Annotated in this window: 14 protein-coding genes and 1 other RNA gene; 9 read left to right on the top strand and 6 right to left on the bottom strand. The window is 43.6% G+C overall.

Annotated features, from left to right (window positions below; translation table 11 throughout):
- Positions 1 to 86 precede the first annotated feature (86 nt).
- A complete protein-coding gene (locus AAC006_RS04090) occupies positions 87 to 1,235 on the bottom strand; it encodes an iron-containing alcohol dehydrogenase (RefSeq protein ID WP_126873041.1) in 1,149 nt (382 codons plus the stop codon).
- Positions 1,236 to 1,319: 84 nt separating this feature from the next.
- Here AAC006_RS04090 and AAC006_RS04085 point away from each other — a divergent pair, with 84 nt between their 5' ends.
- The 8 genes from AAC006_RS04085 to AAC006_RS04050 all read left to right on the top strand — a co-directional run bounded on the left by AAC006_RS04085 (position 1,320) and on the right by AAC006_RS04050 (position 10,864).
- Entirely contained in the window at positions 1,320 to 2,234 is a 915-nt protein-coding gene (locus AAC006_RS04085) for an AraC family transcriptional regulator (protein WP_126873040.1), read from the top strand.
- 211 nt (positions 2,235 to 2,445) lie between these two features.
- A complete protein-coding gene (locus AAC006_RS04080; RefSeq protein ID WP_244361030.1) occupies positions 2,446 to 3,585 on the top strand; it encodes an ABC transporter substrate-binding protein in 1,140 nt (379 codons plus the stop codon).
- On the top strand, positions 3,585 to 6,455 hold the full coding sequence (locus AAC006_RS04075) for an ATP-binding protein (protein WP_339348821.1): 2,871 nt from the start codon (positions 3,585 to 3,587) through the stop codon (positions 6,453 to 6,455). The genes AAC006_RS04080 and AAC006_RS04075 overlap by 1 nt, the downstream gene beginning before the upstream one ends.
- Before the next feature lie 156 nt (positions 6,456 to 6,611).
- Positions 6,612 to 8,336 carry an EAL domain-containing protein gene (locus AAC006_RS04070; protein WP_339890726.1) on the top strand — a complete coding sequence of 575 codons (1,725 nt, stop codon included), beginning with the start codon at positions 6,612 to 6,614 and terminating at the stop codon, positions 8,334 to 8,336.
- Between the two features lie 63 nt (positions 8,337 to 8,399).
- Positions 8,400 to 8,732, top strand: coding sequence for a hypothetical protein (locus AAC006_RS04065; RefSeq protein ID WP_100971759.1), 333 nt, complete (start codon positions 8,400 to 8,402; stop codon positions 8,730 to 8,732).
- Positions 8,716 to 9,066: an IS66 family insertion sequence element accessory protein TnpB gene (tnpB, locus tag AAC006_RS04060; RefSeq protein WP_100971757.1), complete on the top strand. Its 351-nt coding sequence runs from the start codon at positions 8,716 to 8,718 to the stop codon at positions 9,064 to 9,066. Before AAC006_RS04065 ends, tnpB begins: the two co-directional genes overlap by 17 nt.
- A gap of 86 nt (positions 9,067 to 9,152) precedes the next feature.
- A complete protein-coding gene (locus AAC006_RS04055) occupies positions 9,153 to 10,655 on the top strand; it encodes an IS66 family transposase (RefSeq protein WP_100971755.1) in 1,503 nt (500 codons plus the stop codon).
- A 32-nt stretch (positions 10,656 to 10,687) separates the two neighbouring features.
- On the top strand, positions 10,688 to 10,864 hold the full coding sequence (locus AAC006_RS04050; protein ID WP_339890725.1) for an EAL domain-containing protein: 177 nt from the start codon (positions 10,688 to 10,690) through the stop codon (positions 10,862 to 10,864).
- Positions 10,865 to 10,971: 107 nt separating this feature from the next.
- On the opposite strand, the gene AAC006_RS04045 is transcribed toward AAC006_RS04050, so the two are convergent.
- The 5 genes from AAC006_RS04045 to AAC006_RS04025 form a co-directional block, all read right to left on the bottom strand.
- Positions 10,972 to 12,156 carry a glycosyltransferase family 2 protein gene (locus AAC006_RS04045; protein WP_126873037.1) on the bottom strand — a complete coding sequence of 395 codons (1,185 nt, stop codon included), beginning with the start codon at positions 12,154 to 12,156 and terminating at the stop codon, positions 10,972 to 10,974.
- A gap of 44 nt (positions 12,157 to 12,200) precedes the next feature.
- An RNA gene (rnpB, locus tag AAC006_RS04040) (RNase P RNA component class A) lies at positions 12,201 to 12,550 on the bottom strand.
- A 53-nt stretch (positions 12,551 to 12,603) separates the two neighbouring features.
- A complete protein-coding gene (locus AAC006_RS04035) occupies positions 12,604 to 14,064 on the bottom strand; it encodes a potassium/proton antiporter (protein ID WP_339890724.1) in 1,461 nt (486 codons plus the stop codon).
- A 90-nt stretch (positions 14,065 to 14,154) separates the two neighbouring features.
- Positions 14,155 to 16,746, bottom strand: a complete 2,592-nt coding sequence (gene secD / locus AAC006_RS04030; protein ID WP_126873035.1) for a protein translocase subunit SecD — start codon at positions 16,744 to 16,746, stop codon at positions 14,155 to 14,157.
- A gap of 70 nt (positions 16,747 to 16,816) precedes the next feature.
- The gene (locus AAC006_RS04025; protein WP_148259110.1) at positions 16,817 to 17,212 is read right to left on the bottom strand and encodes a hypothetical protein; all 396 of its coding nucleotides are present in this window, start codon (positions 17,210 to 17,212) and stop codon (positions 16,817 to 16,819) included.
- Positions 17,213 to 17,357: 145 nt separating this feature from the next.
- On the opposite strand from AAC006_RS04025, the gene AAC006_RS04020 reads away from it, so the two are divergent.
- Positions 17,358 to 17,882 (top strand): YetF domain-containing protein, encoded by a 525-nt coding sequence (locus AAC006_RS04020; RefSeq protein WP_013785336.1) that lies wholly within the window; start codon positions 17,358 to 17,360, stop codon positions 17,880 to 17,882.
- Positions 17,883 to 17,887 lie beyond the last annotated feature (5 nt).

The raw sequence follows: 17,887 nt of genomic DNA, 5'->3' as shown, positions 1-17,887 counted from the left end.
TTAATAGTAGAATCGTGCCAGTTTGTATCATTTTAACATCAACGCACGGGCTGAATACAAAGTGATAGCCCGCTTTTAGGTAGGGATTACTCAGCCACTGCCAAGTTGAGAATTTGCTCACTCACTTCTGGGGTAATGGCTCCCGTTTCACCGAGTGAAAGCATTTTGTTTCCTTTCAGCTTTTCTACCACAGCATTAACGGCACTTTGCTTGTCGCCTTCATGCTCAGTAAGCTGGGTAGCGACTTCAAGACTCTGGTAGAAGGCTTCGATAGCGTCGATAGTTCGAAGCGCAATATCATCGCTCTCTTCTAGACCAAATACGTTTTGACCCATCTGTGATAGCTTTGCTGACTTAGTGTCAAGTTGAACCCGTAGTAGTGACGGCTGGACAATCGCTAATGAACGAGCATGATCTACGCCATACAGTGCCGTGAGTTCGTGGCCAATCATATGGGTAGCCCAATCTTGCGCAACACCTGAACCGATAAGGCCATTTAGTGCTTGGTTTGCTGACCACATAAGGTTAGCGCGCCATGCATCATCTTTGTTATCAATTTTTCCGCCAAGTTGAATTAAGGTTTTCAGCAAGGTTTCAGCGTAGCCGTCTTGAACCGGCGCATTTTGTGGAAAGGTTAAGTACTGCTCGCAAACGTGAACGAAGGCATCCACTAAACCGTTAACTACTTGTCGATGCGGAAGGCTTTTTATTACATCAGGGTCTAATACAGCAAATTGCGGATAAACTAACGGAGACATAAACGCCAGCTTCTGCTTGGTTGCTTTCTTACTTATCACCGAACCACCGTTCGATTCAGAACCTGTTGCTGGCAAGGTTAGAATGGCCCCAATAGGTAGCGCGTTATCAACGGTATGCTTGCCCGTTAGAATATCCCAGCCCTCACCCTCATATACGGCGCTTGCCGCCACATATTTTGCGCCATCAATAACACTTCCCCCGCCTACTGCAAGAATATAGTCAACGCCTGTTTCTTTAATCAGTGCAACCGCTTTGTCTAGTGTTTCAATGGTTGGGTTTGGCTCAACGCCACCAAAAGATTCCCAGTTGTAGCCTTCTAGCGCGTTCTCTACTTGCTCATAAACACCATTTTTTTTGATGGAACCGCCACCAAATAACACTAAAACGTGGCTGTCCTTTGGGATTAGGGTGTTGATTGAGCCAATTTGTCCTTGGCCAAATTGGATCCGAGTTGGGTTGCTGAATGAAAATTTCATGGTCTTTCCTCTGTCATTACATGCCTGTGTTAATGCATAATAGTGCCATTTAGTGTAAACAAACCGTCTATTTCTGGAAAAAATTTGCCTATTTCTACAAACAACCCAGGCTCTACTCATAATTTGGCTTTTTTAAGTCAAATTCTGAAACAGTTTTTACACGCAAAAGGTAAATCAGCGCTTAGTGGCGTGAGCAAGACGGATATAGATGGCGTACGAGTTTTTCGCGATCCTTATGGCTGCCCTAAGCAGCCATTACTTTATCAGTCTGGCATTATTATCATGCTACAAGGCACTAAACGTTTGTATGTTGATAATCGTGAAATCGAATACAAAAAAGGCGATTACATTGTTTTCGGTGTGCCCTTGCCTGCTCAATGTGCAGCCACCTTAGATGATGACGATTGCATATTAGGTTTAGTCATTGATATTCCCGCGTCGTTGCTTGTAGAGCTTTCACAATGGCGTGACGACAAGGCCAAAAATAGCCCCGCTCCTATTTTTACAGTAAGTCAGCAGTCATTAGATGCAAACATAACCGATGCAACACGCAGACTACTTCAAGCATTAACTCACAGTAATAGTGCCAAAGCATTGGGTGCAGGTTTTGTGCGAGAAATTGTATATTACATCCTTAATGGCCCTGCCGGTCATGTTCTTTGCGGCCTTACCGACAATGGGCATTATGCGAGAATCGCCCAAGCTTTGCGGACCATTCATGATGAGTATTCCTCTGTGTTAAACGTAGACTCACTTGCCGCTAGTGCGAACATGAGTGTTTCTGGTTTCCACCGCGCATTTCGGGATGTAGTAATGGATTCACCCGTTCAATATATAAAGAAATTTAGACTATCGAAAGCCAGAGAGTTAATCGCATTAGGTTATCGAGTGGGAGACGCTGCCGAAGCGGTGGGTTATAACAGCTTATCTCAATTCTCTCGAGAGTTTAAACGCTACTACCAATTCACTCCTGTACAAGATCGTCAATCTGCTCATTAATTGCCGTACTATAAATAACTTAACGCTGTTCTTCACGTGATAAAACCTTGCTAAAAGTGCGGTTTATTCATGGCTAATAATTAAACAAAGATAGACGAAAGAATAATGTTTGGAAGGTAAAACTAACCAATTAATGCTATACAATTACTAGCCTTACCATCAACTTCAAGATTTTATGCGCTTACGTTTCACATTTTGGTTCTTAACGTTAATGGCATTAAGTTTTCACTCTAACGGCAGTGAGGCGTCGACACCACTTTATATTGGTATAGATGCAGACTTTTCGGCTGTCGCTGTGGACGGTGGTGTAGCCATTAAACGAGGCGTTGAACTTGCTGTAGATGAAATTAATAAAAAGGGGGGATTGCTAGGCCGCCCCCTTAATATCATTTTAAAAGATCATAGAGGCAACCCTGCTCGGGGCATTCATAACATTGAACAGCTCGCCACCAATGGCGACTTAATTGCGGTAATAGGAGGTGTGCATACGCCTGTTGCGTTAGCCGAGCTTGAGTCTATTCACCAACTTAACTTGCTATATCTCGTGCCTTGGGCGGCAGGTACACAAGTGGTTGACAACCAATATGCTCCTAACAATGTATTTCGCGTATCAGTTCGTGATGCAGAGGCGGGAAAAGTACTTATTCAGCATGCTGTTTCTCGCGGTATTAAACGTGTGGCGCTGGTTTTAGAGCGTACTGGGTGGGGTCGTTCTAACGAGGCATCGCTCACCTTAGCCGCTGCCGAAATGGGGATAACCATTACGACTACTCGCTGGATTAACTGGCAGCAGAAAAAATTTGAAGAAGATATATCTGCTATCAAATCAGACAAAGCAGAAGCCATCATTTTGGTTGCCAACGCACCTGAAGGGGCAGTAGTCGTAAACGAATTAGCAGCACAAAACCTCACAGCTTTACCTGTAATTTCCCATTGGGGCATTGCTTCGGGCAATTTTATAGAGCGTTTGAACGTTGAGCCCGACTTACTTAATTTGTCAGTATTACAAACCTTCCACTTTGATCATCAAAAACATACAAAAGCCCAACAATTGTTAGAAGCTTATCATAGTAAGTATGGGCTCGTAGACCCTAAATCTATCCCAGCTGTAACAGGCATTGCGCACGCTTATGATTTAGTTAACATGCTAGCTAAAGCCGTGGCAAAAGCAGGCAGTCATGATGTAGATGCGCTACGAAATTCACTAGAAGACTTGGGGAGTTTTGAAGGTGTAATCAAAACTTATGACCCAGCATTTACACCCACACAGCATGACGCATTAATGGCTAAGGACTATTTTATGGCTTCATTTGATAAAAAAGGTAACTTGGTCGTTCTGGAAAATCAGTAATGCAATTTCAGCCACCACCGCTTAGAAAGCGCTTATTAACCAGCATGCTACCCCGTTTGTTCGGGTTGATTTTAGTTGTTGCGTTAATGCTTTTTGCGTTTGCCTTCTTTTTTGCCAAGCAGCAGATCGAAACGGTACAACAACAGTCTATTGAAGGCTTAGAGCAAGACCTTTCTTTCATCGTTAATGATACCACTCGGCAGTTAGCTGACCTTGCATCTAACGATATCATTATTAATTCTCTGGTAGATTTAGAGCAGCGTGATAATTATCTTCCCATGTTCTTTAGGTCGTTAAAGTTAACCCAAACCCGTAATGTGGAGTTTGCGTTGTACGACTTTTCCGGCGAAATGGTTATTCAGAAAAACTGGAGTCATTCTATTTCTGAAAAACTGGATACTGCGTGGCAACAAAAAACACTAGGCGCGTCTCTTTCATTTTCTTCAATCTCTCACAATGGCGTGCTTTTTTCTGTCCCAGTACTTTTAGGTGGTGCAGCAGAAGGTGCGCTGGTTATGTATGTAGAGAGCCTTCAAGACTTGCTAGCCCCCTACCCAAGGCTAACTAACCAGATTGTTACTGAACAAAATGGCGTAGTACTTTTCAGTAGTGAGCCGGAATTTATTATTCCCGGTACATCGTTTAGTGATGTCGACACCATGGGCTATGTGTTGCAAGACTCGCGCTATCAAAACTTAACCCTGTATAGCATTAAACCTATCGGCAATGCTCTGAAAGGCTTGTATTGGTTGGCGCTACTCATGCTGGCCATTATTGTAGGTATTATCTTAGTTAATTTTCACATGATTCGAACCACTGCACTACTTGCAGAGAACACCTTATCAGCCCTTTATAAAGATATAGTTAACCGTATTAAAGATACCGACTCACAAGAGTCAGTGATTGTAGAAGAGGCTAGAGAATTAGCCAATATTCGCAGTGCATTTGATACCTTAATTTCTGACCTTGCGGAAATGTCTTTATCGAACGAACAGTTTTCTAATGTTATTGATTCGATGGGAGATATGCTCTTAGTGGTAGATGAAAACCATCGCGTGATGTTAAGCAACAAACGGTTCGATGCTTTTTGTGAAGATCAATACGGAGAGCGTGAAGGTACGGTTAAGTACATACTCAATAAGCTCATTAATAAACCTTCTGGAGAGTTAAAACATTTCTCGGTAGAAGACGGATTGGAAAAGCATATTAAATGGACCAATACGCCGCTTGAAGATGCTAACCATAACATCAGAGGCGCTATATTCGTAGGGGTCGACTATAGCACTCAGCGTTCGCTAGAAAGTCATGTGCAAATTCTTAATCACGCCATGGATGAAGCCACGGTCTCTATTGTTATTGCGGATATAAAGCGTACGGGTCAACCAATTATCTATGTTAACAATGCGTTCAATCGCCTTACTGGTTACAATAAAGAAGATATTATTGGTAGAAATTGCAGGTTTATGCAAGGTGAAGGTACTGATAGCAATACCACCGCACTAATACGCAGCGCTATCGCTAAGCGCGAGCCAATTGAAACCACCATTCTTAATTACCGTAAAGACGGTGCCTCTTTTTATAACAAACTCATCCTCACGCCAGTAAAGTCTGACGGCGAAGTCACACACTACATTGGCTTTCAACAGGATGTTACGCAGCAACGCCAAGCAGAGCGCTATTTACAAGACGCGAAGCAAAAGGCGGAAGAGTCAGCGCATATGAAATCTGGCTTCCTTGCCAGTATGAGCCATGAAATACGTACGCCTATTCACGGTATTTCTGGCGTACTTCAGTTGCTCACGAATTCACCATTAAACGATGAGCAAAAACATTACCTCTCGCTTGCTACGTTCAGCATTCAAGGTCTACTGCACATTGTTAATGACATTCTTGATTTTTCTAAGATTGAGGCCGGGCAACTTCAAATTGATGATCAACCCTTCGATTTGCTAGAAACCCTTGAAAGCTTGCAGTCGCAATACGCCATTTTATGTCAAGAAAAAGGACTACGTCTGCATTTTCATTTTAACCTACAAGGCTTTCACGTAGTCATTGGAGACTCTGTTCGTTTCCGGCAGATTTTGTCTAACTTGATTGGTAACGCGGTTAAATTCACTGAGAAAGGTGAAATTGACGTAACTACCACCTTAGAACATACCAACGACGACAAGCTTCGCTTAACCTGCGCAGTAAAAGATTCAGGGATAGGCATCGCGAAAGACAAACAAGCAGGAATTTTTGATGTATTTACCCAAGAAGACCTATCTACAACCCGCAAATTTGGCGGCACGGGCCTTGGGCTTTCTATCAGTAAACAGTTGTGTGAGCTTATGGATGGTGAAATTCATTTAGAAAGTGAGAAAGGTGAAGGAAGTACATTCACTTTCAATATCATGCTAAAAGAAGGTGATGACAGCTTAGTTACACTCCAAGGAAGTAAAACCCATAACCACAATACGGTAACTCAAAAACGTAAAATTCTCATCGTTGAAGATAACGACATCAATCAGGTCATTGTGAAGCAGCACTTAAGTGCCCACAAAACCTTGAGTGCGAAATCGGGTATAGAAGCATTAGAAGCCCTAAAGAAAATGAAAGTGACTTTTGATTTAATATTGATGGACTGCCAAATGCCCGACATGGATGGTTTTGAAGCAACTCGCCGTATTCGACGCGGTGAAGCCGGCGAGCGATATGTTAATGCCCCCATCATTGCACTTACAGCGAACGCCATGAAAGGTGATAAAGAAGACTGTTTTAACGCTGGCATGAACGACTATTTGAGTAAACCCTTCGATGTTCAAGACCTATTAGAAAAAGTAGATTACTGGGCTGAAAAAAACGCGGTAGCCAAACTTCAGCTTAGCTGATTCATCAATCCTGTTACCCCACAAACACTATGCACTTTGAATAGGGTAGATTTGTCGTCTATCCTATTTATAACCATCAATAAATTTACTTTTCAATAGTAAATACCGTTAAGCAGCAATGGCTTAATATCATGACTAAAAGAACCCTTGGTAAACATGACGCACACCCGTGAAATTACAACCGGCCAACAAGAAATGTTGGCAGTAAGATACCGTCGACGCTATAGGCTCTGTCAGATTTTAACTATATTAGGGGTGCTTTTCCTATTTGCGTTAGGGACTTTTAGCGTCGTCGACGGCGCATATGTCTTAGGCACCATATTAATCGTTAACGCTCTGGTCGGCCTGCTAAACCTTTATCTCTTAAAACGTACAGGTAATATTGAGCGCGCTGCTACGATCCTAAGTGGTATTCTTTTCTTCTTGTCAATGAGCTTAATAATTACAGGTGGTAAGGATAATACTGGAATACTGTGGGTTTACCCAATTGGGGCCATCAACCTTTTCATCAATCGTTTTTGGCCTGCGGTGTTTTGGTTTGGGGCTTTCAATATTGCCAGTGTTCTACTACTGTTTACGCCCCTTTCAACTTTATTGATGACTAGCTATTCATTCGTTGAGACAGTTCGCTTCATTCTAACCATGCTGGCACTAAATTCTATCTGTCTAGCAGCCTTGCGTTCTGAAGAACAAGCCTACCAAACGATTATGCAACTACATGCTGATGATATCCGGCAGATGGCTTATTACGATACGCTGACAGGCCTTCCCAACCGTTGGAGTTTTAAAACTAATTTAGAGCGTCTGTTAGCCCGAGCAGGGAAAGATAAAGAGCGTATTGGCTTGTTGTATATCGACTTAGATAATTTTAAGCAGGTGAACGATCAATACGGCCATGAGGCTGGTGACCGCTTATTGTTCAAGTTTAGCGAACGACTTGGGGAAGCAATTCGCCCGACTGATCAGTTGTTAAAACCGCAGAAAGAAAGTTTAGCAAGACTTGCTGGCGATGAATTTGTTGTGTTGCTACCTAATATAAAGGAGCCGCTTGATGCCAGTGCAGTCGCTACACGCGTTTTAAATCTCTTTGACGGTGGTCTCGAAGTCGATGGAGTCACGCATATGATCTATGCCAGTATAGGCATATCTGTGTATCCTGATGACGCCACAACCCCTACTGAGTTAATTCATCACGCAGATGCAGCAATGTATGATGCAAAAAATAATAGTCGAAATTGCTTCAGATTTTTCACCCAAAAAATTGCCGATACGCTTCGTCAACGTCAGCAAATAGAAAAAGGCTTAAGAGAAGCTCTTAGTGAAGAGCAATTTTCTTTGGTGTATATGCCTATATTTGACTGTAAAAATAACACCATTGTTGCCGTTGAAGTATTGCTGCGATGTCAAAGCCCAGAATTAAAAGGAATTGGACCTGACCAGTTTATTCCGGTCGCGGAAGCTACTGGAATAATCAAAGATATCGATTTATGGGTCATCGACAATGCCTTACAAGCTCTAATCATTTTAAGAAAAAAACATTATTTTAAAGGAAAAATCTGCATTAACATTTCGGGGGTAGAACTGCTTAACGAACATTTTCCTTCAAAAGTGAAAAACCTATTAGAACAACATAAAGTCTCGCCTGAAAATGTAGAAATTGAAGTCACTGAAACCGCATTTATTGCCGATAATGAGACCTGCCTAGAAACCCTAAAAGCACTAAATGAGCTAGGAGTATCTTTAGCATTGGATGACTTTGGAACAGGCTACACCGCTTTTAGTCAACTGATACATTACCCAGCTGACTGTCTTAAAATTGACCGCTCATTTGTTAATGATCTTTTTTCAGAACGAGAAGCACGCAGCGTAAGCGTCCGGTAATCCCCACATTCAATTCATAAGTTAGCTGCGGCATGGTGTTCTTTTTTGCTAAGGAGAATATCCATGCAGCGACATCAACGAAGAGACATACAAGACTGGCTCAATTTATTTGAGCAACAAAAACAAAGTGGACTCACTGCGGTGGAGTTTTGTCGCCAGCAGCAGATTAACGTTCAAACCTACTATACGCGGCGTCGTGACATTAGGCTTCAACGAACGAGTAGCAAGTTCGTTCAGGTGAAGCGTGAAGTCAAGAAAGTTGAGTCATACACTGAGGAAATGGGGGGCGACCTTCTCCTGCAACTTGGAAACGCTCAATTGAGCGTGCCAACGAACATGAGTCCTCATTGGGTTGCTATTGTGATGAAGGCATTGGCGAATGAAGATGTTTGTTGAGCCTGCCGATATTTATCTATACATGGATGTCGTCGACTTCCGCAAATCGATTAACGGCTTAATTGTCGTCGTTGAGCAGGATATGAACCTGAATCCGTTTCGCGATGCACTGTTTGTGTTTTGCAATAAAAAGCGCGATAAGCTCAAAATACTCTATTGGGATAAAACGGGCTTCGCACTCTGGTACAAGCGGCTTGAGAAGCATCGGTTTAAGTGGCCTGTCGATGCGGACTCACAGCAAATGCATGTGAATGAACAGCAGCTACAGTGGCTGTTATCGGGCTACGATGTCATAGGTCATCAGCCGTTGCATTACAATGCATCCGGCTTATAACCTGTGATCATAAGTAGTGATTAACGATCACGAAATAGTCTTAATAATGTCGTGTAATCAGTGGCTTATTGCATGATAATAACGTCATGAATATTGATATCGAAAACCTACCCGACGACCCAGCAACATTGAAAAAGATGTTGTCGCAGGTGATGTCGCGGTATCAATATCTTGAAGAACAGTTTCGTATTGCCCAGCATAAGCAGTTCGGTAAAAGCACCGAAGGCCACCCTGGGCAAGGTGAGTTGTTCAATGAAGCGGAAGAGCTGGTTGTTGAAACTGAAATAGCCGAAGAAGCGATTAGCTACACTCGTAAAAAGCCGACACGTAAACCATTGCCTCGAGACCTGCCCCGCGAAGTTATTGTTCACGATATCAGCGACGAAGAGAAAGTCTGTGCCTGTTGTGCGAGTGAGTTACATCGCATAGGTGAAGATACGTCAGAAAAGCTTCAGTTTATCCCTGCTCAGGTTAAAGTGATTGAGCATGTTCGTCCTAAATATGCATGTCGTACTTGTGAGAAAGACGGTATCAGCAATAAGGTAAAACAAGCGCCCGTACCTCACAGCGTTATCCCAAAAGGCTATGCCACACCAAGCTTGTTAGCCCAAATTATCACCAGCAAATATCAGTATGGGCTACCGCTGTATCGTCAAGAATCTATGTTTAAACAGCATGGTATCGAATTAAGCCGTAAGACGATAGCGGACTGGATAATCCGCTGTGCTGAGTTGTTTAAACCGCTTTATGACCAGCTTCATCAACATCTGCTAAAACAACCCGTTATCGCGGCGGATGAAACTACGTTGAAGGTGGTTGAGTCTGAAAAAGCGAACAGTTATATGTGGTTGTACGCCAGTGGCGCTGATTCACCTAGCGGTAATATCACCGATACAGCGACATCCAATATCGTGTTGTACGATTACCACAATAGTCGGGCTGGGCAATGCGCAGTAGACTTCCTGCAAGGCTATAGCGGCTACCTACAAGTAGACGGCTATCAAGGCTACGAACAAACGCAAGCCACACTCATCGGTTGTTGGGCACACGCACGTCGCAAGTTCATGGAAGCGAAGAAAGGCGCAGGGAAAAAAGGCAGTGGCAAAGCAGATTGGGCACTCAATCACATCCAAAAACTCTACCGCATCGAAACACAGCTAAAAGATAAAACGGTGGAAACGCGCTATCTCGCCCGACAAGAAAAGAGCCTGCCGTTACTCAATCAGCTCTACACATGGCTAGAAAAATCAGTTCAACAAGTGTTACCGAAAACCAAATTAGGTGAAGCGATACAATACAGCTTGAATCAATGGGAAAAGCTTGTTCGTTATACACTCGACGGCCAACTAAGTATTGATAATAATCGCGCTGAGCGCGCGATTAAACCGTTCGTCATAGGCAGAAAAAACTGGCTGTTTAGCCAAACCGCCACAGGCGCAAACGCCAGCGCAATGCTCTACAGCATCATCGAAACCGCTAAGGCCAACGACCTCAATGTGTTCGAGTATGTGATGACGTGCCTTGATGAACTCAGCAAGCCAGAGTCGAACATCGAGCAACTACTACCATGGCAGTTTACTAAGCGCTAGGTGGGATTGCCGGACGCTTACCACGCAGCAAGATGGTGATGGTTATTCAAAGCTTGGCTAAGCTATATGACCTTCGCGTCATTGCCGAAGGCGTTGAAACCGAAGCTCAGATGAATTATCTACGGGAAAACGGTTGTGATTGGGCGCAGGGATACTATTTATCTCGCCCGCTGCCTTGGGACAACTTAGTTAAATTATTGAGCGAATGATGAAATGGCAAGTGAAGCAGACGCTTCACTTACTCAAAAGAAAGGTGGAGTTGGCCGATAAGCCGGGTTCTGAAAATACATACTATATTTATAATACTCATTAAATTTTATATATCTAATTTTTCTCTGTATGCCATAACTTTAGCTTTAATCTTTGGTCCATCAGGCCTTAAACTCAACGCTATCTCCATTATTCTGAGAGCCTCCACCGTACTATACTGTTCTACAAGGAGAGCTAAATCTCTGACTTTCTCTACTTGCTCTTCGAAAGAACGTATCAATTCATCATGATATGCACTAAAGGTAGCCTCTACTTCTTCACATTCTACATTTGAAAATAACTTAATTAATTGTTTGTGATGGACTGGCAATAACTTCCTTAAAGTATCCACAGAGGCATCATAACGCTCTTTTACAAATTCTCTAGAATCATCTATAAGTGACTGCAAATCTAATTTTCGAATAAAATCGTCTCTCTCATTTTCATATTCAACCCAGTTCATATGGTCCATTTCTAATGATACTTGAGGAATTAATGTTCCGTTTGGTAACCCGTGACGATTTGTTTTAAAAGGAATCTCCCCGCCTCGAATATTTCCTTTCATTAAGGTAGATGTATATTCCATAGGTGACCGATAAAGCCTATGGCATATGAAAGCAGGTTTATAAATCGAATGTATAGACTGTTCTGAAGAGCTATCGGAAGCTTCCCATCGAGAACCATCAGCGTTAACGAATCTGCCAGTTTTTAAAATAGGTTGATGCAGTTGTACTTTTTTCATTCCACGAGACAAAGGAAAAATAGATTTAACCAGTTGAGATCTATTCCCTTTAAGCGTTTTATCAAGGTAAGTAAAAGGCTTGTCGCTAGGATGCTCATTCAACCAACAAAATGAAATGGCTTTCTCCGAACCAACTTGGTTTAAATAAGAAGAAATTGAAACCGAAAAATCTTCATGAACCCAATACTCATCGATATCTAAAAACATTACATGGGTGGTTTGATTTTCAGAAGAGTTTATAGTCGTTTCTAACGCGCTAGCATAAGCGATTTGTTGAAATTTTTGATGTACTGCTCCAGGAACCCAATCAACAAAATCAACATTAGTAAAAGAAACTTGCGGATAGGTTTTATTAATCCTATCAATTATAGTTCTACTAGGATCTGTAGTGCGATTAATTAGAACTTCTATTTCATCAAAACCTTTGTAGAGATGATAAAAAATCCACTCAGCCAAGTATGCTCCCTCATCCTTTGCGACAGCAATAATCTTAGTTACGATAGGTTCCATAGTAGAAGTTCCTCTAATTTTCTTCTTCCAATCTTTTGCACTAAAGGTGGAGTTGGCCGATAAGCCGGGTTCTGTCGTGGACAACCATTCCTCTAGATCAGCAATTACTCACTGATTCAAGCAACCTACCCGATCCCCATGCGGGCCACACGTTAAGGGATCCTATTTGGTCTTGCTCCGGGTGGAGTTTACCTTGCCACAACCTGTTACCAGGTGTGCGGTGCGCTCTTACCGCACCCTTTCAGCCTTACCGGCCATTGCTGGCTTAGGCGGTCTTCTCTCTGCTGCACTTGTCGTCGGCTCGCGCCGCCCAGACGTTATCTGGCACCCTGCCCTTTGGAGCCCGGACTTTCCTCCCCTTTCTTACGAAAGCGGCGATTGCCTGGCCAACTCCGCGGCGCATTCTACATGAAGATGCCTCATATAGCGACAACCACATGTGAGCTTTTAAGTATCACCATAAAAGCATGTTTCAACCGTGTTCTTATCAAGCAGTTTTGTTATGACAAAAACCTGATCTTCTGCTCGTAATACTGTGCTTCCTTTGGGGATAAGCGTACTTTCACCACGGGCGACTAACGCCACAACGGTGTCTTCGGGTAACCCCAACTCTGAAATACATTTCCCGGTGGAAATTGACCTAGCGTGAAGCACTATTTCAATGAGCTCCCGTTTGTCTTTAGCCACTTTAACAATTTCTAGCGTATTCGATTCGCCTCTGGGGTTTTCTAGCACCAACCCCAATTTTCGCGCGGCAAAGGGTAAACTTGCCCCTTGCAGTAAGGCTGAAATCATCACAATGAAGAACACCACGTTAAAAATAAGCTCGGCGCTGGGTAATTCAAAAATGAGTGGGAAAATTGCCAGAATAATAGGCACAGACCCACGAAGTCCTACCCAAGAAATAAGCACTGAAGCTTTAAATGAAAACCGACTGAGCAATAACAAAGGCATTGCCACCAGCGGCCGGGCCACAAAAATAAGTACTACCGCAATCAATAAGCCTTCTTTCCAAGTATGTAGAAGCTCAGAAGGGGTAACCAACAAGCCCAAAATAACGAACATCGCTATTTGGCTTAACCAAGCCAAGCCATCAATGAATACAAAGGTATTTCGTTGATAGGAAAATCGGCTATTACCCACAATTACGCCGGTAATAAAAGTCGCCAAAAATCCGCTACCATTTAAATTCGAGGCTAAACCAAAGGCCAAGACCCCGAATAACATAACAAACACTGGATACAAACCAATCGCCATAAGCGTTACGCGCCTAAACAGCGCAACCGCTAGGCCACCTACCAAAGCACCTGTAATGGCTCCCACGCCCATTTGACTGACAAACAATATGGCTAACTCTGTTGCCTTAGTACTGCTGTCTTGAATTAGGGTAATTAGTCCGATTGTGAGGAAAATAGCCATAGGATCGTTTGATGCGCTCTCAAGCTCTAACGTCGCTTTTATCCTAGAGGGTATAGTAATGCCCGCATTGCGCATTACAGAGAAGACAGCTGCGGCGTCAGTAGACCCTACGATCGCGCCAAGAAGCAGACCAAGATAGAGCGGCAAATCTAAAATATACATAGCTGCTACGCCTGTTATGGCGGCTGTACCTACCACACCAAATGATGCCAGCAATGCGGCGGGTTTCCACGCCCGTTTTATAGACTTCTTTGAAGTTTGAAGGCCGCCATCGAACAGGATAAGTATAAGTGCAAAGGTACCAATGGAATGGGCAGCATCGGCATTATCAAAAGAAATGCGACCGATACCATCTTCACCGGCCAGCATGCCCACACCTAAAAAGAGGACCAATACCGGCACGCCAAAACGGGGGGACAGTTTGCTGACCAACACGCCAAATATAGCTAACAAAGCACTGAGTAGAATAATTTGGTCTACAGCAAACACACGTTATCTCCCTTTAACTTAGTAATAACAGTATACAGATGAAATGAGCAAAGCGGTATTTCACCGCTCCACCAATTTCGATTTGAGCGGTTAAGGTATATGTGCCAGCGACGCTTTCACCTCCTCAGAAGTAGGACGAAGTTGAGCCTTCCCTTTTTGCTCTCTACGTTTACCCAGCATGTGAAGTAACGATGAAGTAATAAACAAGGTCGATGAGGTGCCAATAACCACTGCAAATACCATGGGTACGGCAAAACTGTTAACTGCATCTCCCCCTACTAGCGCCATCGGTAGCAAAGCAAGCAGTGTGGTTAACGAAGTAAATACCGTTCTGCTTAGCGTGCTATTTACCGCTTCGTTGATAATATCGGCCAGGGAACGCTCTGGACTAATGCGCAGCAACTCTCTTACGCGGTCTAACACTACCACTTTATCGTTAATTGAGTATCCTATTAAGGCCAGTAGCGCGGCCACTGCGGTAAGATTAAATTCAATACCGGTTAAGGCAATAAAGCCAATAGTTTTGGTTAAATCAAGTAGCACGGTAAGTAAGGCGGCGGTAGCAAAATGCGCTTCAAACTGAAACCACAAATAGGCCAACATTCCACCACCAGCAATAAGCAAAGCTAGAATAGACAAGTCGGCAAAGCCATCACTTACTTTCGGGCCTACAACATCAACCTTGTTGAATATCACGGTACTGTCGGCGTCTTGTATCACCTGTTTTAGCGCTTCGATATTACTACCTTGCGTGGCTACGGTACTGGATCCGGCATTAGCTTCTGCAATAGGTACAGTGTTCGATTGTTCTGATACGGGCGCACGCAATAAGTACTGATTTTCGGCGCCATATTCTTGAATAGCAATGTCTTCAAAATGGTGTTGTTTTAGCACTGTGCGCAATTGTTCAGTAGAAAGTTGAGGCGCAGAAATTTCCATCATGGTACCGCCGGTGAAGTCTACCCCGTATTGCAAGCCAGGTTTAAAGAAGAACGCCATGGAACACAGGGTTAATATCAGTGAAACACTCAAAGCTATCTTTTTAGATTTTAGAAAGTTAAACGGCCCTAATTTATCCGCCATGGTTAACAATGGCGAAGATAAATTGATTGGCTCTCTTTGATGCTTTCTTGTTGCTCGCTGCATAAGCAACTTAGTAAGCGCCACCGAAGTAAACAGTGAAGTTATCAAGCCTATTGCAATAGTGACGGCAAAACCTTTCACTGGTCCACTACCAAAAACAAACAATAAGCTAACGGCAATAAGGGTTGTGAAGTTTGAATCAACAATAGTACCAAACGCCTTATCAAAACCAATTTTCAGGGCACTACCTGCTGGCCTGCCTTTTTTCGTTTCCTCACGAATACGTTCGTTAATAAGGATATTTGCATCTACCGCCATGCCCATAGTGAGTATCAGCCCAGCAATACCAGGCAGAGTAAGTGTGGCGCCAAACAACGTAAGCACACCAAATACCAGCGCCATATTCACCGTAAGCGCAACACTCGCAATTGCGCCCCAGCGACCGTAAATACCCACCATAAAGACTAAAACACCCAGCGCCCCCGCAATGCCACTTTTTACGCCGGTTTCAATAGCATCGCTACCTAAATCCGGCCCTACTGTGCGCTCTTCAATAATATGCAGCGGTACAGGTAATGCGCCAGTACGGAGCATCAGTGCCACGTCTTGCGCTTCGCTCATGGTAAAGCTACCGGTAATCTCGCCTCTGCCCCCAGAAATAACGCTATTGATAACCGGCGCCGTGACGACCGTGTCATCTAGCACTACCGCTAACACGCGACCAATATTGTTTTTTGTCATGGTAGCGAATTGTCGAGCGCCATCGTTATCTAAACGAAACGTCACCACGGGTTGGCTGGTTTCAGGGCTAAACACTGCTGCTGCGTCTGTAATATGCTCACCTTCTAGCGCGACATGCTTTTCAAGTAAGTACTGCCTGCCGCTAATGTCAGCCCGAGTAAAGCTCTCGCTATTTTTCACCTGCGTTTGCCAGTGAAAACGCATTTGCGCTGTAGTACCTAGTAAGGCTTTTACACTTGCTGGGTCTGAAATACCGGGCATTTGCACTAAAATAGCATCGCTACCTTGGCGGGTTACACTTGGCTCTGTGAGGCCAGTCTCGTCAAGTCGCTTGCGAACCACTTCAAGGCTACGATTAATCGCATCTTTTACTACTGCTTCTTGGTATTCCTCAGTAAGGGCTAGAGAAAGGTTAATCACATTCCCTTTTTGGCTGATACCTTTTGGAGCAGTGCCCTGCTGTGTCAGAAGCAACGCGCTACTGCCATCTGATTGCAGCGACACTTCATTTGCCCGCTGTTTAACGTTGTAAAGGTCATCGGGGTTCGAAAGCGTAAATTGTACTGCTAACGCGTTTTTGGAAGTATGTTTAACATAGCGAATGTTTTGCTCTCTCAAGTCACTAAAAAGCGCAGAAGAGTAGGTATCTAATTGCCGAGCAAACAACGCGTCAGTATCGGCTTCTAATAATAAATGAGAGCCACCTTGTAAATCTAAACCAAGCGAAAGCGTATGTTGGCTGTACCACTGCGGTACATGCTGCTTAAGTGAATCGGGCAATATATTGGGGGCGGCGCTAAGTAAGCCTAGTAAAATAACCAGCGCATACACTAGGCCACGAAATGAAAATCGTGTCATAAAAAATCCTGCAATAAACCTTTAAAAAATGAGAAGCACTGCAAGTGCAGCGCGTGATATCAGTAAGGTATTACAGGGAAGAAGGTGGGCCGCGATTCGATATGCCCTTCCAATAAAAGGCAATATATTCAAAGGGACTGCTAAAGATAGCATTCGAGAAATCGACGAGAGCTAAATGATTTTGATATCCAAAGAGAAGTAGATGTTCATCTGAATTATCTAAATCGGCATCTTGCTGTTGACTGTGCTGGGCAAACCCAAAGCGTGTAGCAACAGAAAGGCCGAAGTCGGAAAAGGATATCTGCGGGGTTTGCTCATTAAAAGATGCAGTATCGTTTGCACAATAGGCTGAAAATGGCGCGCTGAATACAAGCACCGACACCACAATAGAAAATACCCACGCGTAAACTGAAGACGCGTAGTTTTTCTGAGAAGGTGAATGATCGTCATTGTGACGTTCAGGCATAAAACGATGCATAAGGGCGGTAGTGATAACTTTCTATTATTCCGTTGCGCTGTATATGGGTACGAAATAGTAAAATGCAAATACTAATCTCTTTGCTTACTAGCAGGGTACAAACGTTGTTAAGCCCAATCTGAAGGAATACATCATGTTTAGCGCCATCCCTACCCTAGATTTACTGCTAAAAGGCTTACTGTTAACCACCATGGGGATGTTCTGGGTGGTGCTGCTGGTACGCGTGAATGGGTTGCGTTCCTTTTCTAAAATGACCAATTTTGATTTTGTGATGACAGTAGCAGTAGGTTCATTGCTAGCAAGTGCGTCTCAAACTAATAGTTGGAGCGCGTTTTTTCAGGCAATGATTGCTATGGCAGCATTGTTCTTAGTGCAGTTCGTCACTGCCCGATTGCGCAGACGTTCCGATAAAATTGAAGCACTTATGCAGAATACCCCTGTTATATTGATGCGCGACGGTGAAATTATCGATTCTGCGCTAGCCGAAACGCGGGTCGCCCGTAGCGATCTCATGGCAAAGCTTCGAGAGGCGAACGTGCTTAACATGCAGCAAGTGAGAGCGGTAGTACTGGAAACCACCGGCGACATTTCTGTGCTTCACGGCAACCATTGTGCAGATGACATGCTAGAAGGCACTAAAACTATTGGTCATCGATGATTCTT

This window comes from uncultured Alteromonas sp. (assembly GCF_963976965.1).
Taxonomy (GTDB): domain Bacteria; phylum Pseudomonadota; class Gammaproteobacteria; order Enterobacterales; family Alteromonadaceae; genus Alteromonas; species Alteromonas naphthalenivorans.
The sequence above is the reverse complement of the archived record's forward strand: the minus strand, read 5'-3'. Positions and strand labels throughout refer to the sequence as shown.